The organism is Halovenus anhuiensis (assembly GCF_037080055.1).
GTDB lineage: Archaea > Halobacteriota > Halobacteria > Halobacteriales > Haloarculaceae > Halovenus.
Map to the genome: position 1 here is coordinate 44504 of NZ_JBAOJI010000004.1, position 26856 is coordinate 71359.

Annotated in this window: 29 protein-coding genes and 1 tRNA gene; 21 read left to right on the forward strand and 9 right to left on the reverse strand. The window is 61.8% G+C overall.

Annotated elements, in window-relative coordinates; genetic code table 11:
• Positions 1–46: 46 nt before the first annotated feature.
• From V8P86_RS11105 to lpdA, 8 genes are all read left to right on the forward strand, one after another.
• On the forward strand, positions 47–283 hold the full coding sequence (locus V8P86_RS11105; protein ID WP_336327338.1) for a hypothetical protein: 237 nt from the start codon (positions 47–49) through the stop codon (positions 281–283).
• A gap of 2 nt (positions 284–285) precedes the next feature.
• Positions 286–1167, forward strand: coding sequence for a DUF7551 domain-containing protein (locus V8P86_RS11110; protein ID WP_336327339.1), 882 nt, complete (start codon positions 286–288; stop codon positions 1165–1167).
• Entirely contained in the window at positions 1164–1961 is a 798-nt protein-coding gene (locus V8P86_RS11115; RefSeq protein WP_336327340.1) for a DUF7260 family protein, read from the forward strand. The genes V8P86_RS11110 and V8P86_RS11115 overlap by 4 nt, the downstream gene beginning before the upstream one ends.
• Before the next feature lie 90 nt (positions 1962–2051).
• Positions 2052–2447, forward strand: coding sequence for a hypothetical protein (locus V8P86_RS11120; protein WP_336327341.1), 396 nt, complete (start codon positions 2052–2054; stop codon positions 2445–2447).
• A gap of 150 nt (positions 2448–2597) precedes the next feature.
• The gene (gene pdhA, locus V8P86_RS11125) at positions 2598–3722 is read left to right on the forward strand and encodes a pyruvate dehydrogenase (acetyl-transferring) E1 component subunit alpha (protein ID WP_336327342.1); all 1125 of its coding nucleotides are present in this window, start codon (positions 2598–2600) and stop codon (positions 3720–3722) included.
• A complete protein-coding gene (locus V8P86_RS11130; protein WP_336327343.1) occupies positions 3719–4714 on the forward strand; it encodes an alpha-ketoacid dehydrogenase subunit beta in 996 nt (331 codons plus the stop codon). Before pdhA ends, V8P86_RS11130 begins: the two co-directional genes overlap by 4 nt.
• Before the next feature lies 1 nt (position 4715).
• Positions 4716–6290 (forward strand): dihydrolipoamide acetyltransferase family protein, encoded by a 1575-nt coding sequence (locus V8P86_RS11135; protein ID WP_336327344.1) that lies wholly within the window; start codon positions 4716–4718, stop codon positions 6288–6290.
• Between the two features lie 33 nt (positions 6291–6323).
• Complete coding sequence (gene lpdA, locus V8P86_RS11140) at positions 6324–7736, forward strand: dihydrolipoyl dehydrogenase (protein ID WP_336327345.1); 1413 nt, start codon at positions 6324–6326, stop codon at positions 7734–7736.
• Here the strand turns inward: lpdA and V8P86_RS11145 are convergent.
• On the reverse strand, positions 7733–8662 hold the full coding sequence (locus tag V8P86_RS11145) for a hypothetical protein (protein ID WP_336327346.1): 930 nt from the start codon (positions 8660–8662) through the stop codon (positions 7733–7735). The genes lpdA and V8P86_RS11145 overlap by 4 nt on opposite strands.
• Before the next feature lie 94 nt (positions 8663–8756).
• On the opposite strand from V8P86_RS11145, the gene V8P86_RS11150 reads away from it, so the two are divergent.
• The 3 genes from V8P86_RS11150 to V8P86_RS11160 all read left to right on the forward strand — a co-directional run bounded on the left by V8P86_RS11150 (position 8757) and on the right by V8P86_RS11160 (position 12324).
• A complete protein-coding gene (locus V8P86_RS11150) occupies positions 8757–9149 on the forward strand; it encodes a CopG family ribbon-helix-helix protein (protein WP_336327347.1) in 393 nt (130 codons plus the stop codon).
• 344 nt (positions 9150–9493) lie between these two features.
• The gene (locus V8P86_RS11155; protein ID WP_336327348.1) at positions 9494–10168 is read left to right on the forward strand and encodes a helix-turn-helix domain-containing protein; all 675 of its coding nucleotides are present in this window, start codon (positions 9494–9496) and stop codon (positions 10166–10168) included.
• 38 nt (positions 10169–10206) lie between these two features.
• Complete coding sequence (locus tag V8P86_RS11160) at positions 10207–12324, forward strand: thioredoxin domain-containing protein (protein ID WP_336327349.1); 2118 nt, start codon at positions 10207–10209, stop codon at positions 12322–12324.
• Here V8P86_RS11160 and V8P86_RS11165 read toward each other — a convergent pair.
• Entirely contained in the window at positions 12321–12704 is a 384-nt protein-coding gene (locus V8P86_RS11165) for a thioredoxin domain-containing protein (protein ID WP_336327350.1), read from the reverse strand. The genes V8P86_RS11160 and V8P86_RS11165 overlap by 4 nt on opposite strands.
• 110 nt (positions 12705–12814) lie before the next feature.
• Here V8P86_RS11165 and V8P86_RS11170 point away from each other — a divergent pair, with 110 nt between their 5' ends.
• The 3 genes from V8P86_RS11170 (at position 12815) to V8P86_RS11180 (ending at position 15043) form a co-directional block, all read left to right on the forward strand.
• Positions 12815–13726 carry a PLP-dependent cysteine synthase family protein gene (locus tag V8P86_RS11170; RefSeq protein WP_336327351.1) on the forward strand — a complete coding sequence of 304 codons (912 nt, stop codon included), beginning with the start codon at positions 12815–12817 and terminating at the stop codon, positions 13724–13726.
• 2 nt (positions 13727–13728) lie between these two features.
• Positions 13729–14190, forward strand: coding sequence for a hypothetical protein (locus V8P86_RS11175; RefSeq protein ID WP_336327352.1), 462 nt, complete (start codon positions 13729–13731; stop codon positions 14188–14190).
• Between the two features lie 88 nt (positions 14191–14278).
• On the forward strand, positions 14279–15043 hold the full coding sequence (locus tag V8P86_RS11180; RefSeq protein ID WP_336327353.1) for an MBL fold metallo-hydrolase: 765 nt from the start codon (positions 14279–14281) through the stop codon (positions 15041–15043).
• A gap of 3 nt (positions 15044–15046) precedes the next feature.
• Here the strand turns inward: V8P86_RS11180 and V8P86_RS11185 are convergent, their stop codons facing one another.
• The 6 genes from V8P86_RS11185 to V8P86_RS11210 form a co-directional block, all read right to left on the reverse strand.
• Positions 15047–15688 carry a hypothetical protein gene (locus tag V8P86_RS11185; RefSeq protein WP_336327354.1) on the reverse strand — a complete coding sequence of 214 codons (642 nt, stop codon included), beginning with the start codon at positions 15686–15688 and terminating at the stop codon, positions 15047–15049.
• A 280-nt stretch (positions 15689–15968) separates the two neighbouring features.
• Positions 15969–16042 (reverse strand) — tRNA-Thr (locus V8P86_RS11190).
• A 53-nt stretch (positions 16043–16095) separates the two neighbouring features.
• Complete coding sequence (locus V8P86_RS11195) at positions 16096–16551, reverse strand: GNAT family N-acetyltransferase (protein ID WP_336327355.1); 456 nt, start codon at positions 16549–16551, stop codon at positions 16096–16098.
• Positions 16551–17129: a CBS domain-containing protein gene (locus V8P86_RS11200; RefSeq protein WP_336327356.1), complete on the reverse strand. Its 579-nt coding sequence runs from the start codon at positions 17127–17129 to the stop codon at positions 16551–16553. Before V8P86_RS11200 ends, V8P86_RS11195 begins: the two co-directional genes overlap by 1 nt.
• Positions 17130–17242: 113 nt before the next feature.
• A complete protein-coding gene (locus V8P86_RS11205; RefSeq protein WP_336327357.1) occupies positions 17243–17584 on the reverse strand; it encodes a DUF7344 domain-containing protein in 342 nt (113 codons plus the stop codon).
• A gap of 82 nt (positions 17585–17666) precedes the next feature.
• Entirely contained in the window at positions 17667–17969 is a 303-nt protein-coding gene (locus V8P86_RS11210) for a DUF5785 family protein (RefSeq protein ID WP_336327358.1), read from the reverse strand.
• Between the two features lie 189 nt (positions 17970–18158).
• Here V8P86_RS11210 and V8P86_RS11215 point away from each other — a divergent pair, with 189 nt between their 5' ends.
• From V8P86_RS11215 to V8P86_RS11225, 3 genes are all read left to right on the forward strand, one after another.
• On the forward strand, positions 18159–19226 hold the full coding sequence (locus tag V8P86_RS11215; RefSeq protein ID WP_336327359.1) for an ABC transporter permease: 1068 nt from the start codon (positions 18159–18161) through the stop codon (positions 19224–19226).
• Entirely contained in the window at positions 19226–19936 is a 711-nt protein-coding gene (locus V8P86_RS11220) for an ABC transporter ATP-binding protein (RefSeq protein WP_336327360.1), read from the forward strand. Before V8P86_RS11215 ends, V8P86_RS11220 begins: the two co-directional genes overlap by 1 nt.
• Positions 19937–20041: 105 nt before the next feature.
• Positions 20042–21100, forward strand: coding sequence for a sensor histidine kinase (locus tag V8P86_RS11225; RefSeq protein ID WP_336327361.1), 1059 nt, complete (start codon positions 20042–20044; stop codon positions 21098–21100).
• A gap of 55 nt (positions 21101–21155) precedes the next feature.
• On the opposite strand, the gene V8P86_RS11230 is transcribed toward V8P86_RS11225, so the two are convergent.
• A complete protein-coding gene (locus tag V8P86_RS11230; protein WP_336327362.1) occupies positions 21156–21641 on the reverse strand; it encodes a FlaD/FlaE family flagellar protein in 486 nt (161 codons plus the stop codon).
• A gap of 164 nt (positions 21642–21805) precedes the next feature.
• On the opposite strand from V8P86_RS11230, the gene V8P86_RS11235 reads away from it, so the two are divergent.
• The 4 genes from V8P86_RS11235 to V8P86_RS11250 all read left to right on the forward strand — a co-directional run bounded on the left by V8P86_RS11235 (position 21806) and on the right by V8P86_RS11250 (position 26846).
• Positions 21806–22702 (forward strand): ParA family protein, encoded by an 897-nt coding sequence (locus tag V8P86_RS11235; RefSeq protein WP_336327363.1) that lies wholly within the window; start codon positions 21806–21808, stop codon positions 22700–22702.
• A complete protein-coding gene (locus V8P86_RS11240; RefSeq protein WP_336327364.1) occupies positions 22699–23826 on the forward strand; it encodes a chemotaxis protein CheW in 1128 nt (375 codons plus the stop codon). Before V8P86_RS11235 ends, V8P86_RS11240 begins: the two co-directional genes overlap by 4 nt.
• Before the next feature lie 70 nt (positions 23827–23896).
• Positions 23897–25261, forward strand: coding sequence for a 7,8-didemethyl-8-hydroxy-5-deazariboflavin synthase subunit CofH (cofH, locus tag V8P86_RS11245; protein WP_336327365.1), 1365 nt, complete (start codon positions 23897–23899; stop codon positions 25259–25261).
• Between the two features lie 127 nt (positions 25262–25388).
• Positions 25389–26846, forward strand: coding sequence for a methyl-accepting chemotaxis protein (locus tag V8P86_RS11250; protein ID WP_336327366.1), 1458 nt, complete (start codon positions 25389–25391; stop codon positions 26844–26846).
• Positions 26847–26856 lie beyond the last annotated feature (10 nt).

A 26856-nucleotide genomic window follows, 5' to 3' on the forward strand; every position in this document is an offset into this window, starting at 1 on the left:
TTCGACCGCGGCCACGTCGCAGAAATCGTCACGGGGGAGACCTGAGATGGACGAGCAGCAATCGGTCGCCGACGAGGAGCAGTCGGCACCGCCGGGGAAGGCGCAGTCGGCGATGCACGCCCGAACTTGGGCCATCGCGGCGGCGCGTGAACCCGCAGCCTACGGCATTCCCGAGTTACCGGACTGGCGGCTGCTCGACGTGACGCCGGGGATGGCACTGGCCGAGGAGGACCAAACAGAGCCGTTCATCAGCGCAGAACAGCCGATGACAGTCCGACGATAACGATGAGCAGACCACTCGAACACGTCCGCGAATACATCGAAGCGCTCGCGAGCGAGACTGGCGAATATTATCTAATCTGTGCGCGGTACGGTGACCGACCGGTTCCGGCGTCCGGACTGCGCTTCGAGAGCAGAGCTACGGCACGGGCGGCCGCGGGTGCGACGGCTCACTACCGACAGCAACTCCGAGAGTACGATTCGGATCTGCCCTGCTACGATATCATCGTCTGTCAGGAGAGCGAGTCGAGCCACGACAAGAATTGCTGTTCGGCAGGCGAGTGGGCGATGACCGACCCCGTCGTGACCGGAGAAGACCAGACACTGATCGCGTTCTGTCACCGGATCGTCGGAGCTGTCTTCGAGGCGCTGTCGAAGAGTGGCTATCGAGAGATCGAATCCGCAATAATGGACTGCTACTTCGAGTCCGCGGAGCGCCTCTCTGACCCCGACGAACTGTGCCTTCGCCTGCTCGAACACATGGCCAGCGAACTCGCCCGGGAGCTCCCGCCGACAAAACAGGCAGCGGTGCTCGCCCGAGCGGCGGGTGAACTGGACAGGAGGGCGGTTGCCGACCAGCCCGTCGCGGCCGCCTGCGCGGATCTGCGGACGCATGGCGTCGTCGAGGACGTGACCCGGTCGCCGTGGTCGGTGAGTGCGGCAGAGGGCATCCGAGAGATCACCGTCGAACTTGCAGGGTACGCGCTCGCGGCGCAGGAGAATCGACTGCCGATCCTCCCGATCATCGTCGACTGCTTTGGCCGGGGACTGGATCGGGCCCCGACCACGACTCGGGTCGAACGGACCGAGGAGGGCTGGGAACTGACCTTCGTGTTCGGGACCGACGGGGTTTCGGACGGACTGGCAAGCGCACCGATACAGACATGATCAGTACACACATCCACGACGCGAGAGAACGGGTTGCGGCAGAACAGAACGCACTGGACGCGAAGATAGCAGCGGTCGAGACGTTCATCGACCGCGTGGGAGAGATCGCACCGGATTCGACAGCGGCGGCACAGTCGACGAGTTCACAGGGAATTGCGACGACGACGGCGACACAGTTGCAGACTGGCGGAGCACGAACAGAGGGCTGTGCGGCGGTCCGAGAAGCCTTCGCCGAAACGGTCCGTCCGCACAGCGTGGCCGACATCGAGGAGCCTGAGCCGCTGCTAGAGACGATCAGCGCAGAGTTAACCGACTCCGTCGCCGCCGCACTCGCTCCAGCGACGAACACACCGCTGTCGTCGGGGCTGAAACGAGCCATCGTCTCGGAGGCAGAGAGTCGACGCACCGAAATCGAGGTCATGCGACGCACGCTCGACAGCGAGGCGGACGTACTCGCGGACGCCGGGGAAACCGTCGATGAGATCACGTCGTGGATTGCCGACGCCGACGAGACAGCGCTATCGGAATTGGGATTCCGAGAACTGAAGCAGCGACACGAGCGACTGGAGAGCCACCGCGTGCGCTGCGAGGAACTGGCGGCGGACCGACAGGCCTTCCTGCGAGAGACGACGAGCGAAGGGGTCGAGACGGGGGTTCGACACGAGCATATCATCCCCCAACTCTACGAGGACTTCCCGGTGGAGTACCCCGTGCTGTCGACGGCGGGCCGACTCGAAGAACTCTGCCGGGACTGTCAGCGGGCGGTCCGGGATCATCTCACGCGTCGGGCTTGAGACCGCGAAACCCGGGTAACGTGAACTACTGATTACTCGAACTGTTACAGCCACCGAAGATATATTTGGTACTGCCCCATACTTTTCGTAATGACAACAACTCGTCACTCGAACGGAAGCCAGGTCATCGAACGGTGGAATACCGTATTCAAGGCGCTCTCGGCCGAACCCCGCCGTCAGATTATCGTGTCTCTGCTAGATACGCCGCCGGACGAGTCGGTTCCGTTGCCCGAAAGTGCCGTCAACCCGAACGTCCCGCAGGACTCGAAGTCGCTTCGGCGGGAACTCCATCACGTCCATCTGCCGATGTTGTCCGAGATGGACTTTGTCGTGAGCAAGTCGGAGCCACTGGTTGCCTCCCGCGGTCCGCAGTTCGATGAGGCCGCAACGGTGTTAGAGACGTTGCAGACCAAAGCAGCCGACATTCCCGATTCGCTGGTCGTTGGCTGTCAACGGCTCGAAGCCGAACGGGAAAACGTTCGATAGCGACCGGTGAAAGCACCGCCGGCGGCCCCCCGCGTTTCAGAGCGACAGTGCGGTTGACAGATGGGCAGTTCTGGTCCGGGTGCGCGAAAACAATAAGCCACAGGCCCCTGAAGGGTCGAATATGCTACTCGCAGTGAGGTGGACTTTCTCGTGAGCGTTTTACAGCGCGATCCGGCTGATCGGGTACAGATTCTCGACACCGACGGTACTGTCAGGGAGGGGGAGACGGTGCCTGACGTGGACGACAAAACACTGATCGAGATGTACCGAGCGATGAAACTGGGCCGGCACTTCGACAAGCGCGCGGTGAGCCTCCAGCGGCAGGGGCGGATGGGGACCTATCCCCCGATGTCGGGCCAGGAGGCCGCACAGGTCGGCAGCGCCTTCGCCCTGAGCGACGAAGACTGGGTCTTCCCGAGTTACCGCGAACACGTCGTCGGCTACGTGCTCGGCTGGTCGCTCGGTGAGATCCTACTGTACTGGATGGGCAGCGAGGAACACAAGGCACCGCCGGAGGGAGTCAACATGTTCACCGGCGCGGTACCCATCGCCACGCAAGTCCCGCACGTCACCGGCGCGGCGTGGGCGTCGAAACTCCGCGAGGAGGACCGCGCGTTTCTCTGTTACTTCGGCGACGGTGCGACCTCCGAAGGTGATTTCCACGAAGGCATGAACTTCGCCGGGGTCTTCGACGTGCCCGCCGTCTTCTTCTGTAACAACAACCAGTGGGCGATTTCGGTGCCCCGAGAGCGCCAATCCGCCAGCGCGACGCTGGCACAGAAGGCCCACGCCTACGGTTTCGAGGGCGTGCAGGTCGACGGAATGGACCCGCTTGCGGTGTACAAGGTCACGAAGGAAGCGCTCTCGAAGGCGAAAGACCCCGACGGTGCCGACGAGGAGATCGGTCGGGCGACGCGGCCGACGATGATCGAAGCCGTGCAGTATCGCTTCGGCGCGCACACGACTGCCGACGATCCCTCCGTCTATCGTGACGAAGAGGAGGTCGAGCAGTGGCGCGAGAAGGACCCGATCCCGCGGATGGAGACCTTTTTGCGGGACCGCGGTCTGCTCGACGACGAGCGAATCGAATCGATCGAGAGCGAAATCGCAGAGACTGTCGCCGAGGCCATCGATCAGGCCGAGCAGGCGAACCGACCGGATCCCGAATCGATGTTCGAGAACGTCTACGCGGAGATGCCGCAGCGACTCGACGAGCAACTCGATTATCTGGACCGGCTACGGAGCCGCCACGGGGAGGAGGTACTACTGGAATGAGTCAACAGCAGAGTCAGACACAGAGCTTGACGCTCGTACAAGCAGTTCGAGACGGATTGTACGTCGAGATGGACCAAGACGACGACGTGATCGTCATGGGCGAGGATGTCGGCGAGAACGGCGGCGTCTTCCGCGCCACGCAGGGACTCATCGAGGAGTTCCCGGATCGTGTCGTCGACACACCACTCGCTGAATCGGGTATCGTCGGCACGGCGGTCGGGATGGCCGCCTACGGGATGCGACCGGTCCCCGAAATCCAGTTCATGGGGTTCATCTACCCCGCCTTTGATCAGATCGTCAGCCACGCCGCACGCCTGCGGACGCGCTCGAACGGACGCTTCTCCTGTCCGATGGTGATCCGAGCACCCTACGGCGGCGGCATCCGCGCGCCGGAGCACCACTCCGAATCGACTGAGGCTTTCTTCGTCCATCAGCCAGGACTGAAGGTCGTCATTCCATCGACGCCGTACGACACCAAAGGACTGTTGACGGCGGCGATTCGGGACCCGGACCCGGTGATCTTCCTCGAACCTAAACTGATCTACCGGGCCTTCCGCGAGGACGTGCCCGAGGAGAGCTACACGGTCGAACTCGGCAAGGCAGCCACCCGACGAGAGGGGTCGGACGTGTCGGTCTACACCTGGGGTGCGATGACCCGGCCGACGATGGAGGCCGCAGAAGATCTTGCCGAGGAGGGCATCGACTGCGAGGTGATCGATCTGCGGACACTTTCGCCGCTGGACGAGGAGGCGATCAAGGAGTCGTTCAAGAAGACCGGCCGGGGCGTCGTCGTCCACGAGGCCCCGAAGACCGGCGGACTGGCGGGGGAAATTATCGCCACGATTCAGGAGGATATCCTCCTCTACCAGGAAGCCCCGATCAACCGCGTCACCGGTTTCGACGTGCCGTTCCCGCTGTACTCCGTCGAGGACTACTACATGCCGGAACCCGCGCGAATCAAGGACGGCATCAAGGAGACGGTGGACTTTTAGCATGGCTTTCGAGTACGAACTTCCCGATGTCGGCGAGGGAGTCGCGGAGGGCGAGGTCGTCGCCTGGCACGTCGAGGTCGGCGACCACGTCGACGAGGACGAGGTGCTGGCCGAAATCGAGACGGACAAGGCGGTCGTCGACCTGCCCTCGCCGGTCGCGGGAACGATTCGGGAACTGCACGCCGAGGAGGGCGATGTCGTCCCGGTCGGCAGCGTCGTCGTGACCATCGACGTAGATGGCGAGGCGGACGAAGCGGACGCAGGTGAACCGGCGGACGCTGAACCTGCGACGGAGGCGAGCGGCAGTGAAGAAACTGCTGCTGCTGCGACGACAGACGGCGAGACGCCGGTCGCAGAGGGCCGGGTGTTCGCGCCGCCGAACGTTCGCCGACTGGCCCGCGAACTCGGCATCGAAATCGCGGCCGTCGAGGGGTCGGGACCGAGCGGACGCGTCACCGAATCCGACGTTCGGGCGGCCGCCGAGGCCGACGACGAGTCGGAAGCGGAGACAGAACGCAAATCCGCGACTCGACGGCGAAGCGACAGCGAGCGCAAGTCGGCAGTGAGCAAGCGTAGCGACGGCGAGCGGAAGTCCGCCACTCGTCGACGCGAGAGCGGAGCCACCGCAAGCGCCGAGTCGGCGGACCGCGACCGGACGCTCGCCGTCCCGGCGACGCGGAAAGTCGCTCGCGACCACGAGGTCGACATCGACGCGGTGCCCACGGAGAAGGAGCGCGACGGCGAGGCCTTCGTCGAACCCGAGGACATCGAGCGGTACGTCGAAGCGCAGGAAGCCGCCGCAGAAGCCGAGGCGTCGGCGGAGACGGGCGCCGCAACCGACGCAACGACACAGGCGGAGACGGCCACCGCGGGCGACAAGCCAGTCTCGACGGAGCCGTACCGCGGGATTCGCCGGACCATCGGCAACCAGATGCAGACCTCATCACAGACGATTCCGCACGCGACTCACCACGACAAGGCGGTCGTCGACGATCTGGTCGAGACCCGCGCAGAGTTGAAATCGCGGGCCGAGGAGCGGGGGATCAGCCTCACCTACATGCCCTTCGTGCTGAAGGCGCTGGTCGCGGGGCTGAAAGAATACCCGGTGATGAACACGGAACTCGACGAAGAGGCCGAGGAGGTCCGCTACAAGGAATACTACAACATCGGCATCGCGGTCGCGACCGACGCCGGCCTGATGGTTCCGGTTGTCGAAGATGTCGATCAAAAGGGAATTCTCGATCTGGCCTCGGAGGTGAACGAACTGGCCGAGAAGGCCCGCAACCGCGAGGTGTCAGCCGCCGAAATGCAGGGCGGCACCTTCACCGTGACGAACTTCGGTGCCATCGGCGGGGAGTACGCCACGCCGATCATCAACCACCCCGAGACGGGGATTCTCGGCCTCGGCGCGATCGAACAGCGCCCCGTCGCCGAGGACGGTGAGGTGGTTGCACGCGAAACGCTGCCGCTGTCGCTATCGATCGATCACCGCGTCATCGACGGCGCGGAGGCCGCACACTTCACCAACACGGTGATCGAGTACCTGGAGAATCCGACGCTGTTGTTGCTCGAATAAGATGACTCAATCAACCCAACACACGATCCACACATGGTAGTAGGAGACGTCACCACTGGCACTGATGTACTGGTAATCGGCGGCGGACCCGGCGGCTACGTGGCCACGATCCGCGCCGGGCAACTCGACCTCGACGTGACGCTGGTCGAGATGGACAGCTACGGCGGCACCTGCCTCAACTACGGCTGCATTCCCTCGAAGGCATTCATTTCGGCGACGGACATCGCCCACAAAGCGGGCGATGCCGAACGGATGGGAATTTTCGCCGACCCGGCGGTCGACATGCAGGGGATGGTTTCCTGGAAGGATCAACTCGTCACTCGGCTCACGAAGGGCGTCGAATCGCTCTGTAACGGCGCTGGCGCGACGCTGATCGAGGGCCGCGCGGAGTTCTCCGGTGAGAACAGCGCCCGCATCGTTCAGGAGGGCGAGGGCCAGGGATCCGAGTCCATCGAGTTCGAGCACGCCGTCATCGCGACCGGGAGTCGGCCGATCCAGATTCCCAACTTCGAGTTCGACAACGAGCGTATCCTCTCCTCTCGGGACGCGCTGGCGCTGGAGAATGTGCCCGACAGCATGGTCGTCGTCGGCGGCGGCTACATCGGGATGGAACTGGCGACGGTCTTCCAGAAACTCGGCTCTGACGTGACTATCGTCGAACAACTTGACGACATCCTCCCGACCTACGGCGAGGAGGTGACAGAAGTCGTTCGCAAGCGCGCGGAGTCACTCGGTGTCGACTTCCACTTCGGCCACGCAGCGGCCGACTGGGAAGACAACGAGGACGACATCACAGTCCACACCGATACCGAGGACGGCGACGGCGGCACGTTCGACTGTGAGAAGTGTCTCGTCGCGGTCGGCCGCCAGCCAGTGACGGATACGCTGAACCTGGACGCCGCAGGTATCGAGACCGTCCAAGGCAGAATCGACACCGACGACCGAGCGCGGACGAACAAGGAACACATCTTCGCCGTCGGCGACGTGGCCGGCGAGCCAATGCTCGCGCACAAGGCGTTCAAAGAGGGCGAGGTCGCGGCCGAGGTAATCGCCGGCGAGCCCGCGGCACTGGATTATCAGGCGATTCCGGCCGCAGTCTTCACCGACCCCGAGATTGGAACGGTCGGCATGACCGAGGCCGACGCCGAGGAAGCCGGTTTCGAGCCAGTCGTCGGAAAGATGCCCCTGCGGGCGTCGGGTCGAGCGCTGACGCTGAACGAACGCGAGGGCTTCGTCAAAGTCGTCGCCGATGCCGAGACGGAGTTCGTGCTCGGTGCACAGATTGTCGGCCCTGAAGCCTCGGAACTGGTCGCCGAACTCGCCCTGGCGATCGAACTCGGCGCAACGTTAGAGGACGTGGCAGCGACGATTCACGTCCACCCGACGCTGTCGGAGGCCGTCCACGAGGCCGCCAAGGGCGCTCGCGGACAGAGCATTCACTACTAAAACACGCCCGCGATGAATCCCAGCCCCATCGTCACGAGGACGATAGCGGAGAACACTGGGAGGTAGGGGGTGTACCGTTCGACTGTCTCTTCGTGGGCGTGATAGCCCGCGATCAGCGCCATCGTCAGCGCGACAATCCCGACGATGACGGTGAGTGCGTACGCAGTCATGAGTTCGAGACAGTGTGTCGAGCCGGCACAGAGCGCGATGATCTCGAACTCTTCCTCGTGGGCGAACCCGAGCAGGAACGCGAACCACGCGATGCCGAACAGACCGCGGTCGGCAGCGTCCTCCGGAGTCCCGTGTGAGTGCCCCCCGACAAAGGGGAGGAACCCGACGAGTCGAGAGCGGAGTCCCCCGTCGTCGTGAGTGTGCTCGTCGTGCTGGTTATCCGCTGCGTGTTCGTGATGCGCGTGATTGTGATCGTGATCGTCAGTGTGCTCGTGATCGTGATCGTGATCGTCAGTGTGCTCGTGATCGTGATCGTCAGTGTGCCCGTGATTGTGATCGCTTTCGGCGTGCTCGTGACCGTGGCCGCTCTCGTGTTCGTGGCTGTGACCATCTCCACTGGTCCCGTGAGAGTGGCCATGAAAGTACTCCCGAACGCCAAGCGCCACCAGTACGAGACCGGCCACGATACTGACTGGGCCACCGATCTGAACGCCGCCGAGGATCGTGATCGGCTCGTCGACCTGCGTGAGGCTGAAATACCCCTTCGCGTAGAAGAAGACAGCCACCATTGCAATACTGCTCACGAGGTGACCGATCCCGATGAGCAGACTCGCCGCCATCCCGGAGAGCCACTTGTTCCCCTGATCGAGGGCGTACGAGGCGGCGACGGGCCAGCCGTGGCCCGGTTCGATACCGTGGATGGCACCGAGTCCGACAGCGCCGACCAACAGCCCGAGCGAGTCACCGTGCAACATAGCAAGATATCCGCAAACAGCGGGCATAACGGTTGTTACTACCGGATCGGGGGAATCGTAATACCTTCTTGTACCGGGCGGTCGAAAGACGGCTGTGCGAACGAGTTTCAACATCCCCGAACAACTGCTCGAAGAGTTCGATCAGGTCTGGCAAGAGGAAGGGCTGGACAACCGATCACGTGCAGTCCGCGAGGCGATGCAGGAGTACATCGAGACCCATGCTCGACTCGAAAAGTTAGACGGGACTGTCGTTGCACTGCTTGCCTTCGATTACCGCCATCACGACGTGATCGAGGAGTTACATGGCATCCAACACGAGTACCAGGACGTTATCCTGAACACGAGCCACACGCATCACGGAGAGTGGTGTCTCGAATCGCTGTTCTGCCGCGGTGGAGTGCGCAGAGTCCGAGAACTGAGCTACGAGCTTCGCGATTTCGACGGCGTACGCCGAGTGAAGACGATGGTCATACAAACCAACGACTGAGCCACCCGAGCATGCCGGATTCGTGGCTGGTGAGTGGGACACAAGACAACAGACAAAACCGCGACCGGCAGTCATAGGGGATGGTCGGTGCCGGTCGCAGAGAAAGTGCACCGTCCGTGACAGACAGACACCAAGCGCAATGTCTGCGTTCGTCATCGCCGCCGCGGTAGATCACCTCCCGTTCGCATCGGAATCATGGAACAGCTATGTGATCAGTTGCCAGCCACCAAGGTATTCTCGTTGTAATAGCCGCATCTTTATATTGGGCAACATTGTAAACTCGAAACGCGACTGAACGGTTCCACGGTAAACGATCGAGCGTCAAACGGTTACTGACCCAATCAATGTGGGAAGTATCATATCGAATCACGCCAGAACAGGAATACTTCGACAGGGGCGAGACGGTTCTGTGGGACGCGGGGATCTATCTGGAGTCGATTCGTTCGATGGAATTCGTCGAGGACGGATCGGTCGTCATGGTCTACGAAGTCGACGGCGACGCAGAGACGCTGCAAGGCTGTCTCGACGCCGCACCGGAGAAGATCATCGACTATTCGATCACGGAAGACAGCGACCCGCTGGTCGCCCAGTTGTGGCTCTATCCCGACGAGACCTTGGAGCAGTTGCTGGATGTGCACCGCTCGTTCGGCGTCTCTGTCGAGTTTCCGATCGACTACGTCAGTCAGAACCCGGCAACCATCGAAATCGTCGAGACGGGGCCGCGAAACGAACTCCGGGATCGGATCGAGCAGACTCGGGAGGTTGCAGACGTGCACATCAATCACGTCCATCGCCACAGACCGGGCTCCGAGCAACTGTTCCGTGAGCTAACCGACCGCCAGCAGGAAGTCCTGCAAGCGGCCGTCGAGCAGGGATACTACCAGATTCCCCGGGAAGCGACACACCAGAAAATCGCCGACGAACTGGGCTGCTCGAAAAGCGTCGTCGGGCAGCATCTCCGGCGGGTCGAGGCAGCGCTGGTCTCCTCGGTCGTTCCCGAGGGGGACGAGGACCTGTAAGTACTGGCTTTACCTTCCCGGAGCGACAACTACGGGGTATGAGTACTCCAGCAAGTCGGAACCGCCTCGACGACGAGGAGAGTCCGTATCTACAGGATCACGCCGATAATCCCGTCAACTGGCAGCCGTGGGACGAGGCGGCCCTCGAAGCCGCGAAAGAACAGGACAAACCGATCTTCCTCTCTGTCGGCTACGCCGCCTGCCACTGGTGTCACGTGATGGCAGACGAGAGTTTCGAGGACGAGGAAGTCGCCGAGATGCTCAACGAGCACTTCGTCCCGATCAAGGTCGACCGCGAGGAGCGCCCCGATGTCGACAGTATTTACCAGACCATCTGTCAGCGCGTCAGCGGCCGCGGGGGCTGGCCGCTTTCGGTCTGGCTGACACCCGACCAGAAGCCGTTTCAGGTTGGGACGTACTTCCCGAAAGAGCAGAAACGCCGGACTCCGGGATTTCTCAACATTCTGGAGCAGATCAAAGAGGCCTGGAACAGCGAGGAAGACCGTGAAGAGATCCAGTCCCGCGCCGAGGAGTGGGCGGAGTTGGCCGTCGACGAACTGGAAGGCGCACCTGGCGGCTCACAGCCACCGGACGACAACGTTCTCTCGTCGGCGGCACAGGCTGCCGTCCGGGGTGCAGACCGAGAGTACGGTGGTTGGGGCTCCGGCCCGAAATTCCCCCAGACCGGCCGGCTCCACCTGCTCATGCGTGCGTACGACGAGACAGACCGCGATGTCTATCTCGATGTCGTAACCGAGACGCTGGACGCGATGGCCGACGGCGGGATGTACGACCACGTCGGCGGCGGCTTCCACCGATACGCGACCGACCGCGACTGGACAGTGCCGCACTTCGAGAAGATGCTCTACGACAACGCCGAACTGCCGCGCGCCTACCTCGCAGGCTACCAGATCACCGAAAACGAGCGATACGCGGAGGTCGTCGAGGAGACACTGGAGTTCCTCCAGCGCGAGATGACCCACGAGGACGGAGCCTTCTTCAGCACGCTCGACGCCCAGAGCGAGGGCGAATCGGGCGAACGCGAGGAAGGCGCGTTCTACGTCTGGACACCCGAGGAGATCCACGACGTCGTCGACGACGAGGACGACGCCGACCTGTTCTGTGAACACTACGGCATCACCGAGGCCGGAAACTTCGAGGGGAAGACGGTGCTCACCAAGGCGGCAGCACCGGAAACGCTTGCCGCTCGCCACGACACGGAGGCCGAAGACATCGAGGAGGCACTCGACCGAGCGCGCGAGCAGGTCTTCGAGGCGCGGGAGAAGCGCCCGCGACCGCCCCGAGACGAGAAGATTCTGGCGAGTTGGAACGGCCTCACCCTCTCTGCCTTTGCAGAGGCCGCAGTCGTCCTCGACGAGGAGTACGCCGAGCCAGCAGCGGACGCACTCGACTTTCTGAAATCCGAGCTGTGGGACGCCGACGAACAGCGGCTCTCCCGGCGATACAAGGACGGCGTCGTGAAAATCGACGGCTACCTCGAAGATTACGCCTTCCTCGGCCGCGGTGCATTCGACCTCTATCAGGCGACCGGCGAGGTCGAACATCTCGCCTTCGCGCTGGATCTCGCTCGCGCCATCGAGCGGGACTTCTGGGACGAGGAAGAGGAGACGCTGTACTTCACGCCGCGGGATGGGGAGTCGCTAATCGCCCGGCCGCAGGAGCCGACCGATCAGTCCACGCCGTCGAGTATGGGCGTCGCCGCGGAATTGCTCGAACAACTCTCGCACTTCCAGACCGACGACTCCTTCGGGGAGATTGCCGAGACGGTCGTCGACCGGCAGGGGAGTCGAATCGAGTCGAACCCGCTGCAGCACGCCTCGCTGACGCTTGCGGCAGATACGGTCATCGAGGGGCCGCTGGAGTTGGCGCTGGTCGCAGACGAGATTCCCGCGGAGTACCGCGAGGAACTGCAAGAGTGGTATCTGCCGGGCGGGATCTTCGCGTGGCGGCCGGCCGACGAGGAGGGACTACAGCCGTGGCTAGAGACGCTCGGACTGGATGAAGCACCGCCGATCTGGGCGGATCGCGGGCAGAAAAACGACGACCCGACGGTGTATGCCTGCCGGTCTCGGACCTGCTCGCCGCCGCGGAACGAACTCCCGCGGGCGTTGCGGTGGGGCCAGCGGATGCTCTAGGCGCTCGATTCGCCCAACTGTTCGCGGAACTGCTCGGCGAGATAGACGGCGATCGGCATCCCCTCGTCTTCGACGAATCGGGCAATCTCCTCGCCGTTTCGCTCGGCGACGACGGTCGGGATGCGGTCGATATCGTACTCCTCGACGCCTTCGCCCTGTTTGTCCTCGTCGAGAGGGTGTTCGACGATCCGCTCGCTTGGAATGCTCGCTTCTTCGAGGGCCGCCCCGAAGTCCGGAAGCGCTGCGCGGCAGTCTTTGCACCAGTCACCGCACCAGATCTTGTAGGTGATCTCGTTTCTGTGCGCTTCGAGTACGTCGATCGTCTCCACATACGCATCGGCGACCCACGCAGGATTCGGTTCGAGAGTCTCCAGAGGCATTGTGAGCCATTTGATAGCCGGTAACTTATAATATGCGCCGGCGAGCGAGATCCGGGCACCACCTGCCGGTGCCGGCGGGAGTTACAAGGGGCGAGCGTGTACCCCCGGATATGGACGAGAGCATCTTGGACACCATCGGGAGCCCACTCGTCGAGGTCAACAGCCCCGATGGAACCACAGTCGCCGCAAAGATCGAGTCGTTCAACCCGGGCGGATCGGCGAAGGACCGCCCCGCGATGTCGATGGTCGAGGCCGCCGAACGAGACGGCAAACTCGAAGATAGCGATACCGTCGTCGAGCCGACCAGCGGCAACACCGGCATCGGGCTGGCGATGGTCGGCGCGGCCAAAGGCTACGATGTCGTCCTCGTGATGCCCGCCTCACAGTCGAAAGAGCGCCGCCAGATCATGCGCGCCTACGGCGCGGACCTCGAACTCGTCGAAGGGTCGATCAGCGACGCGCGCGACCGGGCCGACGAACTCACAGAGCGAGACGGCTACGTCCAGATGTACCAGTTCGAGAACGGCGCGAATCCAGAAGCTCACTACCGGACGACCGGCCCTGAAATCCTCGACCAACTGGACGGGCGCGAACCGGACGCGCTGGTCGCCGGCGTCGGCACCGGCGGAACGATCACGGGCATCGGCCGCCGCCTGCGCGAGGAGTTCCCCGAGATGGAAGTCGTCGCCGTCGAACCGGAGGAAAATGCCGTCCTCTCCGGCGAGGAGGCGGGTGACGACGACTTCCAGGGGATGGGTCCCGGATTCATCAGCGACAACCTCGATCAGGACCTCCTCGATGGGGTCGAGACTGTCGATATCGAGACCGCCGAGCGGGAGTGTCGCCGACTCGCCCAGTCCGAAGGCATCTTCGTCGGCCAGTCCTCCGGCGGATCCAACGTCGCGGCCAAACGTGTCGCCCGCCGACTCCGCGGGCAGACGGAAGATCCACTCGTCCTGACGGTATACTGGGACTCCGGCGAGCGATACATGACGACGGGAATGTTCGAAGCCGAGGAATAGAGATGAACGCCCGCCCGGGACCAGCGTACGTTGCTGCGACGGTGGTCGCGGCGGTGCTGGCCATCGTCGGGGCGTATCTCCCGTGGGTCAAGAAGCATCCAGATGGGTACAGGAACGGACAAGCCTACTATACATCCGAATATCTGCCGGCCGCAGAAGCGGGGTTTCAGGGCCTCGACGTAGTTGTTGTCGCACTCGGCGTCGCTGTCATCGGGGTCGTTGCGGGAGCGCGATACCGTGGCTGGCTGCCTGATGTTGTACTACTCGGCAGTGGCGTCGTACTGCTCCTGTTATCCGGAGACAGGTTGAAGCGGTTCCGACCAGTCGAACGATACACAGTCGAACCAGGGTTGTATCTCGTTCTCGTCAGCGGACTACTGCTCGTCCTCGTGGGGGCGGGGGCGCTCCTCAGACGACGGATTGTGGCCCGGATAGCGGAGGACAGTGACCAAGAAGTCGGTTAGTTCATTCCGTTGCTGATCGGAGCGGACAGGGTAGTCGTGAACCGCGTAACCACCGACTGTTTTCACCGAGCCAGTCGAACTGTGGCGTATGCAGGTGAGATTTCTCGGAACCGGGAGCGCGATGCCGACAGGCGAGCGGTTCCAGACCGGGCTGTTGGTAGAGGGTGAGAAACCGTTGCTGGTCGACTGCGGCAGCGGCGTGTTACACGGGTTAGCGAGGACCGATGTCGGCTACGAGGGTGTCGACACGCTACTTTTGACCCACCACCATCTGGATCACGTCTCCGACATCCCGGTCCTGATGAAAGCACGCTGGTTGGCTGGCGAGGAGTCGCTGACGATCTACGGCCCCGCCGGCACCGAGGAGTTGATCGAGGGGCTGCTCGACACCCACGAGTACATGCAAGATCGGCTCGATCTGGAGATCCACGAACTCGATCCCGCAGATGGACCGTTCGATATCGCCGGCTTCGAGGTCGATGCGATGGAGACCCGCCACTCGATGCACTGTCTGGCTTACCGGTTCGAGCGCGGTCCAGGGAGTCCACCCTTCGTGTTCAGCGGCGACAGCGAGGCCTTCGAGGAGTTGATCGAGTTCGCCGACGGCGCGGCGGTGCTGGTCCACGACTGTTCGTTCCCCGACGAGGTCGACGTGTCGAACCACCCGACGCCAACAAGTCTCGGCACCGCACTGGCCGACGCCGACGCGGAGATCGGTCGCGTCTATCTGACCCATCTCTACCCGCACACGGAAGGCCGACAGGAGGAGATGCTCGACGCGATTGCCGACGCTTACGATGGGGACGTTCGCTTCGCGCGTGACGGGTTGAGTCTGGATATAAGCGGGGCGTAGCGGTCATGCGGTGAGTCGTTCGACATCGATGAAGAGCAGGTGACCGACGATGCCGAACCCGGCGACGGCCACGGCGATGCCGAAAAGCAGCCCGGACCGACCGACAGCGCCGATTCCGGCGACGATATCGGGAACGATCGTCGGGAAATCAGCCGAGCGCAGCAGCTCCGCAATCCTCTCATACGGTGCGGCCGATCCGTCCGCGACCGAGAAAATGAACTGAACGCCGACGGCGACCAGCACGCCGCCGACGATGGCACTCGCGACCCAGACGCCGAGATAAAATGCTACGAGCCCTGTCAGCCCGACGATCAGGGTGGTCGCGTAGATCAAGATCGGGTTGGTGAACAACCGGGTGCCGAGATCGAGACCGTAGGCGATTGGTAGCACCACGGCGGCAATACCGAGTAACAGGACCAGGAGTGCGATGCTGAACGCCGCGGCAGACAGTCCGTAGACGAATTCCCGAGCAAGCGGGACTCCTCGTAACACGTCGATTGCCGGTGCGGTCGCCGCGGCCTGTACTCCGAGGTAGAACCCGACGAGACCGACAATTCCGTAGCAGATCCGCAGAAAGTACAACCCACTCGGCGCGATGGTGAGCCCCAGGGCAATCGCGAACAGTCCGACGACGGCCCCCGGCATAGGTGAGAGATGATCACAACCGGCAATAACGATTCTTGCCAACTACCGATGGATACACTCGTATAGTCACGAGCGAATGCCGGATTCGGTCGGTCGCCTTCGCAATTCGGGGTGTGACGAGACGCCGATAGCAACACGTGTCGAGACCCCGCCGCAAGGTCCGGTACGTTCGCGAGCCAGGGGAGCGATTGCGAACTACGCCCGGACTCGCTTCGCTCGTCCGGTCTAGTTCAAATCCCTCCGAGATGGCTTTCACTGCTCACGTTTGTTCGCAGTAGAAAGCCAGGGGAGGGATTTGAACCCTCGAACTCCCGATTACAAGTCGGGTGCTTGAACCGCCCAAGCTCCCCTGGCGCATCCTCACCTTGTAGGTCATCCTTTGAGTGAGTATCGTTTTCGAGTCGCGGCTACTCGATGGACTTCTCCAGTTCGAGTCGCTGGGGAGTGTACTCACGTGCCCGATAGAACTGGCGGGCACGGTCGTTGTCGGCCATCACGTGCAGCGCAACCGTATCGACACCACGGTCACTGAGACGTTGTTCCGCCCGCGAGAGGAGTTCGGACCCGGTTCCATCACCGCGAAAACTCGGTCGGACAAATAGATTTTCGACGATTCCGCGGGTGACATCCTGCTCGAAACTGCCCTGTTCGACGGTGAACATGACGAACCCACAGAGCTGGTCAGCACGCGCGAGAAGAAGCTGGTCACCAGTAATATGCCGGAGCACGGACTCGCGGATCTGTGTGCGATTCGGTTCGGCCGGGATATGTGAGCCGTACTTTCGTTGTCCATCCGCCAGCGCGAGCCACATCTCGACGACAGCGTCGGCGTCGTCTGTGTCGGCGACCTGAATCTCCGCCATCACATCTCGCGGCAGTCCGCACAGAGCAACTGGCCGTTGAACGAAGTGAGATCGCGCGTCAGCGTCCCACAGACTTCACAGATCCCCTGATCCTCGAATCCCTCCTCGGCCGGCGGCGTGGTCGCCGTCCCCGCGCCGCCGATCGTCTCCTCGGCGAGTACCTCGCCGGAGGCCGTCGAGGTGGTGTCCTGTTCCGTCGGGTAGTTTCGACCGACGAGCAGATCGTTCTGCGTGAGGACCCCCTCCGGTTCCGATCCGTTTGTGACGACGAGTCTGCGGGCGGATTGGGTCGAAAGCTGGTCCGCCGCCGCCGAGACTGTCGTCTCCGGCGAGACAGTAGGAACGTGTTCAGACATCACGTCACCGACGGTCGCTTCGGACGGGTCCGGTCCGTCAACCAGCGTCGAGAGGATATTCCGCTCGGTCACCACACCGACGTGCTCACTGCCGTGAAGAACGACTGCCGTCTCCTTGTCTTCCTCCAAGAGCAGTTCGACCGTCTCGACTAATTCATCCGACTCCGTGACCCCGACGTACTCCCGATCCATGATCTCACGCACAGTTAACTCCGAGTCCATATGTGGACATTTACCATACCCGGGGAAAAAGCTGTCTCCAGTAGCCTTTTTACCGCAGTCCTCGTAACATTCCGGTTGCAGAAAGCCGATCCGTCACCCGAACGGCCAAGAGTCTACTCATCGAGTTCGCGCTCGGCCTCCTCGCGGATTTCAGAGTCGAGTAAGCGGAGTTTGTCCAGTGTAGAGTCGTACTCGACGACACCTGTCGCTGCGAGTTTCGGGAGATGGCGGTCGTAAATCTCGTACCGAGTCGACTCGACGGTATCGGAATCGACCTGGTCGGCGGCCTGACCAGTCTCTTCGGCCCGGATCTGGATCGCCAGATCACGCACAGACTTCTCACCGCCCGCCGCGGCCAGTGCACGAAGCAGCCGACACCGCCGTTCAGACGCGAACAAGTCCGTTCTGACTCGCTCCGGAATATCGCTGGGGTCGTGTCTGTTGAGAGTGCTCATTATTGAGGCTACACGAGGCCGATACAAGTATGTTATGCGAGCACACACCAAGCGTCATCGGCGGGTGAGAAAACGGGGACAGTCAGGCGTGTTCGAGTCGGTACGGCCAGTAGTCGGCGTCACGCATCGCTGCGCCGACGGCCTTGTGGAATTCGGGGAAGTCCTCGAACTGCTCGTCGTCGTCGATGTTCTCGAAGATTTTCTCGACGCTGACGACACGTTCGTAGTCCACCCGGACCGGGTGGTCACCGTACTGTTCGACGTACTCCCCGGCAGTGAAAGGGAAGTCCTCGCCTTCGTCGACTTTCTTCGCGAGGACAGCGTGGCCGTATTTGCGGCGTCCTTCGCTCCCTTCCTCGCCGTCGGGGTCGTGAGGCCAGTCCATACGTGTACCTTTGGAGATTCACGCAAAAGCGTTTCTCTCTGCGGCCGTCGGAGACCGACGCAGGCGGCGGATCCGTGAGTCGCATGACAACTTTCATTGTGCTGGTGGTGAGTATACCTGACAATGGTTACGTTGTCGGGCGAACAGTCCGATAGAATCCCGACGCCGGGTCGACGGAGTGACCGCTGAATGTCGCTGAGATCACTGCTGGAGAAAGAAGCCCACTGGAGTCTGCGCAACGCCCTCGTGCTCGTCTTTCTGTTGCTGCTGTTGCCGGGATTTTTCGCGGGCACCAGCGTCATCTTTCAGGACGTGTTGCCCCGGGACGTGCCCGTGGCTGTGGCCCCTGCCGACGACTCAGTCGACGAGTCGAACATGGAAGTCGTCGAGGGGACGATTGCAACCTTTACCGAACCGACCCGAGTCGACGATATCGAGGAGGGCAGGGCAATGCTCGAACGCGAATCCGTCTACGCAGTCGTCGAGGTACCGACAAATCTGGACGATGCGAGTGCCGAAGCCGAGTTTCGGTTGATCGTCGACGGCGCTATCGTGCCGTTTCTCTCACCCTCCGAGATCATCGGCAACGTCCTCGAATCCGAGATGGACCGCATCTTCGACGCCGAGGTCAGCGCAGAACGCGAGGTCGTCGGCGAGGAAAAGACGCTCCCGGAGTATCTGTATCCCACCTTCCTGCTGACACTTGTGATCTTTTTCGCGTTTTCCTACGTCCCGTACAACCTGAAAAACGAATCGGCAGTGCTCGACCGCTTGCGGGTCGAAGCCTCGCTCGAATCGGTCGTAGCCGCGAAACTGCTCTTCTTTACGGCTCTCGTTACGGTTCCGATTGTCGTCTTTCACGCCGCAGCACTGTACTACGGCTACGCCGTTGCGACGCTGACGCCGGGGGCCGTGCTGACGCTCCTTTTGACCTTCCTGCTGGTATCGACGGTCAGTTCGACGATCATGATCCTCTCGCGGTTCTCGGGCGTGGGACTGTTCGTCAACGTCACGGCGATGCTCGGAGTCGTTGCGCTGTCGGCGCTGGCATTTCCGCTCGGTTTCTTCTCGCCGATCCGGACGACCGTCGCACAGTTGTTGCCGACCTACTACGCCGGGATCATCACCCGCAGTATGATGCTCAAGGGCAGTAGTCTGGCGACCTTTGCCGACTGGCTGGCACTGCTTGTGGGCTGTCTGGTCGTCGCTGTGGTGGCGCTCGAAGGATCGATTATCTACTACCGGAGGTCGAGCTAATGAGCGGCCAGATCGAACTCGACGGCGTCACACGGGAGTACGACTCGGTCGTGGCCGTGGACGACCTCTCGCTGCGGATCGGCGGTGGACAGTATCACTGCTTGCTGGGACCGAACGGATCGGGCAAGTCGACGTTGATGCGGCTCATATTGGGGCTGACACAGCCGACAGCGGGAGAGATCCGAATTCCCGATATCGTGATCGGCTGTGGGTTCCAGTCGCCGAATTTCTATCCGAGTCTCACCGTCCGGGAGAACATCTCGGTGTTCGCCGGCATCGTCGGTGCCGACGACTGGGAGTGGAACCGGACCGTCGTCGAGGAGTTGCGGCTGACGCGCGCACTGGACCGGACAGCGGGTGATCTCTCCGGCGGCTTCGGCCGCAAACTGGATCTCGCCCTCGCTTTCATCAAGGAGCCAGATATTATGCTGCTGGACGAACCGCTGGGCGCGCTCGACGACGTGTCGACCGCTCGCCTACTCGAATTTCTGGACTGGTACGTCGAACAGGGGAATACGGTCTTCGTCTCGACCCACCGGATCACCGAGTTCGAGGGCTCGCTCGATCGAGTGACCGTCATGCACCGGGGCGAAATTGCCTTCGACCGACAGCGCGAGGAGATGGATCTCCCCGAGGGACAGTCCCTACAGGCCGAATACGTCGAAGAGATCCTCGAACGCGAGGGGATCGAGTCGGATATTCTGGAGTGAGCAGGATGGGAGCGACCTGTAGACACTACTCGAACGAACGGCTCACCAGTCGTACATAGCACTCCTAGCAACGGTTTTGTGGACATCTTCGGAACCACTCGGTAGATGTCTACGCAGACCGAGATTACGCTGCCGCCGGAGTACGAGACGCTGCACACTGGCATTATGCTGTACGATCCGGAGACTGGCGGTGTTCTGGATGCAAACGAGCGGTCGGAGTCGTTGTTCGGCTACAGCACCGCGAAACTCCGGGAACTGTCCGTCGAGAGATATTCTGCGAACACCTATCCGTTCACGCCAGCGGACTTTATCGACCGATTGCAGGCAAGTGCCGCTGGTGACCCACAGCGGTTCAGATGGCGGATCAAACGGGCAGACGGCGAGTTGATCTGGGTACAGATTCACTGCTCGGCGCAGACACTCGACAGCCAGCGCTGTGTCCGTGCGGAGTTTCGAGACATCACCGAACACTACAACAGCAGCCACAGAGAGGAACTCTTCTGGCGGGTGTTGCGGCACAACCTGCGCAACGAGGCGAACGCGCTGGTCGGCTACAGTGAAGTCATCGAGCACGATGCCGAATGTGAGCGGGTGGCCGACGTTGCCGAGACGATGAAATCCACTGCGATGGAACTCGGTGAGATCACAGAGTCGGTGAAACAGATCCAGCACGCGGTCAATCAGACCGACGCGCGGCAGGTTCGCCGGGATGCGACCAGTGCCGTCCGTGCAGTGATCGACGACCTCGAAGCGGAGTATCCCTCGGCGGAGATCACACTGACAGAGCGGGCGCGGATGTGGATCGAAATCGATACAGCATTCAGGTACGCGCTCTCGGAGGCACTAGAAAATGCCGTTGTGCACAGCGAAAACGACTGCCCGGAGGTGACCGTGACCATCGGCCCATCGCCGAATACCGGCCGTGTCGAGATTCGAATCGAAGATACGAACCCACCGATTCCCGACGCCGAGTTCGATAGCCTGTTCAACCGCGATGCGGTCACGAGTACCTCCCACGGCACTGGCGTCGGGCTATTCGTCGTGAAGTGGTGTGTCGAATCTCTCGGCGGTGAGATCAGACTCGAACGACACGACCCACGAGGGAACACACTCGTATTCTACTTGCCGCCGAAGGAATCGCCAACAGAGCCAGAAAGACAGTAAAGACGACAGACGCCGGGAGAACAAAGTGTGCCACTGGAGTCCGAGCGATTCCGAGTTAGTTCATCGAGGCGAGTTTGGCGATGTAGACCAGACTGAGCAGGTGGTCGTCCACGTCGAGGTCAGTCGGGTCACTCGTCGCCTGTTCGTCGAGGCCGAGCATGTAATCTTTCAGCTGTGATTCACACTCCTCGGTGATCCAGCCGACAGACTCGTAGTAGGAGATTGCCTCGCGGGTGCCCTGATGGCCGGCGTGAAGCAGGAGAAACTCCAGCCACTCGAAAATGAGTCGTTCGCCGTTGTTGTCCTCCGGGAGCGCTTCGAGATACGGCTTCTCGGCGTCGCCGCCGGCTTCCAGCGGGAGCAGTTCCCGGTAGAGACCGGCCCGGAACGAATCAGGGCTGCTCGCAGAACTGCTTTCGCCGCGCATCGACCCCAGTCCGAGGTCGTCGCCGTTCCCGTTATCACTGGTCGATTTGCCGTCACGCTCCGAGGCCATCTTCCGGAGTTCGTCGAGGTCGTAATCGCTCGGATTCATGCTCATATACCTCGTAAATTTCCCCTACTCTCTCTTAAATGTTGGCGTCCCGTTAGACAGGCGTCTGACGGCCGCTCCGTGCCGATATCCGTTCCCCGTCGTGTTGTTCTTCGTGATAATGGGAGACGTATTTTTATTAGCGCCCATCACATCCCACCGAGTACGAGCAGATGAACGACGAGGATACTGGCCCGGCCCGGGTCTGTGTGACTAACGCCAAAGGTGGAACTGGCAAGACGACGATTGCGATCAACATCGCCGGTGCGCTCAACGAGCGCGGCCGGGACGTGCTCTTCGTCGATGTCGATCCGCAGGGCAACGCAACCGAGGGACTGGGGCTGGTCGAGGCCTACGACCGCGAGCCACCCTCGCTGTTCGACGTGCTGACCGATCACGAGCGCCGCCACGTGATCAACGATCTGATCGTCGAACACGAGGAGATGGACGTGCTGCCCTCGAATCTGGATCTCCTGCACGCCGAACAGGAGTTGACTATCGCCCACCTGATCGCACAACTCGACGCGGACGATCAGGCCGGTATCGAGGCGCTGTCCTCGTTGGCGATTAACGTAAGCCCGGACGGAATCGACACCGACCACGCCCTGGAGGCGCTGGACGAGGCCTTCGACGAACTCGACAAAGAGTACGATTACATCATCGTCGACTCGCCGCCGTTCTACGGTCGGTTGACCGAGACGAGCATCTTCGCAACACAGAACGTCGTCGTCCCGGCGCTGACCGAGGCGACTTCAGAGCGGGCCATCGAGTTGTTGATCGATCAGATCGCGGCACTCGAAGATCTTGCCGGAATCACGGTCAATACTGTCGGTGTCGTCGCGAATCGGGTCGAGCAGACCAACGAGGACCTGATGATGGTCGACTGGCTCAACGAGGTCTTCGCCGGCCATCCCGTCTGGGAGGTGCGAAAGCGCGTTGCGCTGCAGCGGGCCTTCTCGGCGGGACAGTCGATATTCGCTTACGAGCAGTCTGTCGATATGGAGAAAGTGTTTCTGGACATCGCGGCGGAGTTCGACGAGGAGTTCGGCTATACCGAGGTGACAGCATGACTGATAAGGACCGAATGGATCGCGCAAAGCGTATCCGAGAGATGCGAGAGGGGAGCCGTGACGAAGACAGCGAGGAGACAGCCGAGGGTGAGCCGGTAGAACCCGACGACGAAAAGACAGCCAACGAGGAGTCTGCCGAGTCAGACAGCGACGACGAGACCAGCAGCGACGAGACAGAAGCCGACGAACCCAACGACGAGACCGACGACGACCAGCCAGAGAAGCAGACGATGGAGGACCTCGTCGAATCGGCGGCCGAAGAAGCCGAAAAAGAGCAGGAAGCCGACGACGGGGAACAAGAAGACGAGAGCGTCGAAGCGGACGACGAGACTGCCGACGACGAACAAGAAGAAGACGAGGAGAGCGCCGGAACACCGGAGGAAGCAGAGGTCGCAGAACTGGTTTCTGAGGCAGTTTCCGGCGAGAACGAGTCCGATGCGAACGACGGTGATACCGAGATGACCACCACAGACCAGACCGACGATGCGGACGCTGAGGAGACGGCCGACGAAGAGCCGACAAGCGAATCGAGCGACGATGACGGCGTGAGCGCACCGCTTCCGGATACCGAGACACTCGAAGACGCACTCGACGACGAGGAACCGAGCGAGGACGTAGAGACGACCGGCGATGTAAGCGACGACGAGGAGGTCACGACAGCGCCGACAGCAGATGGCGAGGAGACCGAAGAGACAGAAGAAGAGACGCGTGTCCTCGAGTTCCGCCTGGACGACGAACACTACTGTCTCGATATCGAGTACATCGAGGAAATCGTCAAAGAGGAGACGATCACGCGGGTCCCGAACACCCCCGAGTTCGTGCAGGGCGTCGTCGATCTGCGCGGCCAGATCACGACCATCCTCAACCCGAAGGTCACCCTCGGCAAGGAGAACACCGAGGCCGACCAGTTGATCGTCGTCTTCGATTCGGAGGCCTTCGAGGATCAGGGCCACATCGGCTGGGTCGTCGACGACGTGCGGCAGGTCTCGCCGATCGTCGAAAGCGAAGTCAACGATCCGCCAGTCGAAGAAGAGTACATCAACGGCGTCATCGACCGCGAGGACGACGACCAGTTCGTCATCTGGACCAGTCCGGATCTCGCGCTCGAAGAGGCCGAGACATAGGCGTCACTGAGCGCGGCAAGACCGACCCGGACCAGTCCCCTTTTATCGCTACAGAGTGGCAGTAGAGACAATGGCAGACGCTTCCCGCCCGAGCAACGTGCCGCGTGATCGCTTCGAGTTCGATCACCGGCCCGAAACCGACCAGTCCTTCGAGAACGCACTGGCGAAGGCACGGGACGGGAAGCGGTTATCAGTCGACGACGGGATCGAACTCATGACGACGGGGACCGACACGCCGGGGATCGACCCCCGCCGGAAAGAACTCGTCCTCGAAGCGGCGGACCGACGGCGGGCCGAGGTCGTCGGCGAGGAGGTCACCTTCGTCGCCAACCTCAACAACAACGTCACGACGGCCTGTAACACCGGCTGTCTGTTCTGTAATTTCAAGGACCGCTCCGACCAGTTCCTCGCCGAAAACGACGCGGAACACGGCGGCTTCACCAAAACGCCCGAACAGTCCCGCGAAATCGTCGAGGAAGCGCTCGACACTGGGATCTACGAGGTGACCTCGGTGAGCGGACTCCATCCCGCCTTCGCACTCGACGAGGAGCACCGCGAACTCCTCGAAAGGAGCGAGCGCGGCGATCTGAACTACAAATCCCCCCACCGATACGAAACGGATCCCGGAACCTACTGCGAACAGATCGAGGCGATGAGTGTCGACGATGTCCACCTCCACTCGATGACTCCCGAGGAGGCCTATCACGCACAGCGCGGGGCCGACTGGGGGTACGAGGAGGTCTACGAGCGGTTGCAGGACGCTGGACTCGACAGCGTGCCCGGCACGGCCGCCGAGATTCTGGTCGACGAGGTTCGGGACGTGATCTGTCCGGGCAAAATCGACAGCGCGGAGTGGATCGAGGCCATCGAGGCCGCCGCCGAAGTCGGATTGGATACGACCGCGACGATCATGTACGGTCACGTCGAGAACGAGGCCCACCGCGTCGAACACCTGGAGAGGATCCGGGAGTTGCAGGATCGGACCGGTGTGATCACCGAGTTCGTTCCCCTCTCGTTTATCCACGCGAACACTCCCCTGCACGAGCGCGGGATGGTCGACGGTGGCGCGACCACCGACGAAGACGAGTTGATGATCGCCGTCTCACGGCTCTACCTCGACAACGTCGAGCACATCCAGTCATCGTGGGTGAAATACGGCGACGAGCAGGGGTTGAAGATGCTCTCCTGTGGCGCGGACGATTTCATGGGGACGATTCTCTCGGAGGAGATTACGAAGCGTGCTGGCGGTTCCTTCGGCGAACGGCGGTCGTTCGAGGAGTACGTCGAGATGATCAGCGCAATCGGCCGGGTTCCGGTCGAGCGCTCGACGGATTACCGACAGCGCCGCCGGATCGATCCCGACGACCCGCCCTTTGGCCCGCAACTCGGCCCGCGGGCCGACGGAACGCCGCTGGTCGACCGAAGTGGTCGCTGATCGACCGGCACCGAAGCCAACTGCACCCGACTACACACTCACGACGGTCGACCAGACACAGTCGGGACTTCTACTGCACTGAAAATGATGCCCCCTGTTTTCTTATACACCCTCGGTACCGGGTGATATGAACGAAGCCATGGAGTCACCCGTTCGGGAGGGATTTGGCCTGCAAACTGTTCTCGGGACGTTCAACCTACCGTCGTTCGCGCTCGATCCGGACGGCACGGTGATCGCCTGGGACGATCAGATCGCGACGTTGCTCGGCGTCAACGCCGAGGAGATCATCGGCGAACAGAACATCGGCGACCAACTGTACGAAGACCAGACTCGACAGACGTTAGCTGAGAAGGTCGCCGAAGAGCCTCACGGGACCCACCGGGCGTTCGATGGCGTCACCGTGGCCGACGAAGAGTACGCGTTGCTCAGTACGGACGAGGGGACCGTCTACGAAGACAAGAGCACGCTTCGCGGCCAGGACATCTGGTTCGTCGCAGCCCCGGTGTTCGAGAATGGGGAGCTAACTGGGGTCATCGAAATCGTCCAGGATATCACCGAGTCCGCGCGCCACCAGCGAGAACTGGAGGAACTCTTCGATGCGCTGATCGAGACGATGGAAGCTTACGAAACGGGGAATTTCGACGCAACTGTCGGGTTCGATACGACAGACACTCTGTTGGGGCCGGAGTTTTTGCGCATCGTCGACAGTATCGAAGAGATGGGGGCACAGATCGAGTCGTTGATCGAGGAGGTACAGGTGGATATCGCGGAACTCGACAGGGCCGCAGACGACGTGTCGATGGCTGCCCAGGAGATTACCGACCTGACCAGCGAACAGGCGACCGACATCGAGCACATCTCCTCGGAGGTCAGTAATTTGAGCGCCACGGTCGAAGAGGTGGCGTCGACGGCAGAGCACGTCGAGAAGACGAGTTCGCGGGCAGACGAACTCGCCACGCGCGGAAACGAGTCGGCCCAGGACGCGATGGGGGTCATGGAAGACGTTGGTGAAGCGACCCACGACGTTGCTGGTGATGTCCACACCCTGCAGGAACGGATGGAAGAAATCGACGAGGTCGTCGACGTGATCAACGACATCGCTGAGCAGACGAATATGCTCGCACTGAACGCCTCCATCGAGGCCGCCCGTGCGGGCGAGGCCGGCGAAGGGTTCGCAGTCGTCGCCGACGAGGTCAAAAGTCTCGCCGAGGAATCACAGGACCACGCCAGCGAGATCGAACAGATGGTTTCGGAGATCCGCGGGGAAACCGAACAGACAGTTTCGAATCTCCAGGCGGCCACCGAGCAGGTCGATGACGGAGTTACGCAGGTCGAGGAGACGATGGCTCGGTTCGAGGAGATTGCGGAAGCCGTTGCCGACGTTTCGGAGGGAGTTACACAGGTCGCGGAGGCGACCGACGACCAGGCTGCGAGCGCCGAGGAGATTGCGAGTATGATCGACGAAGCTGTCGACAAGGCCGACACTGTCTCCGACGAGGTCGAAGAGATCGGTGCCAGTACCGAAGAACAGGCTGCAATGGTATCCGAGATCAACGATACTGTCGACGCCCTGACGAAGAAGTAGTGACGGAAGT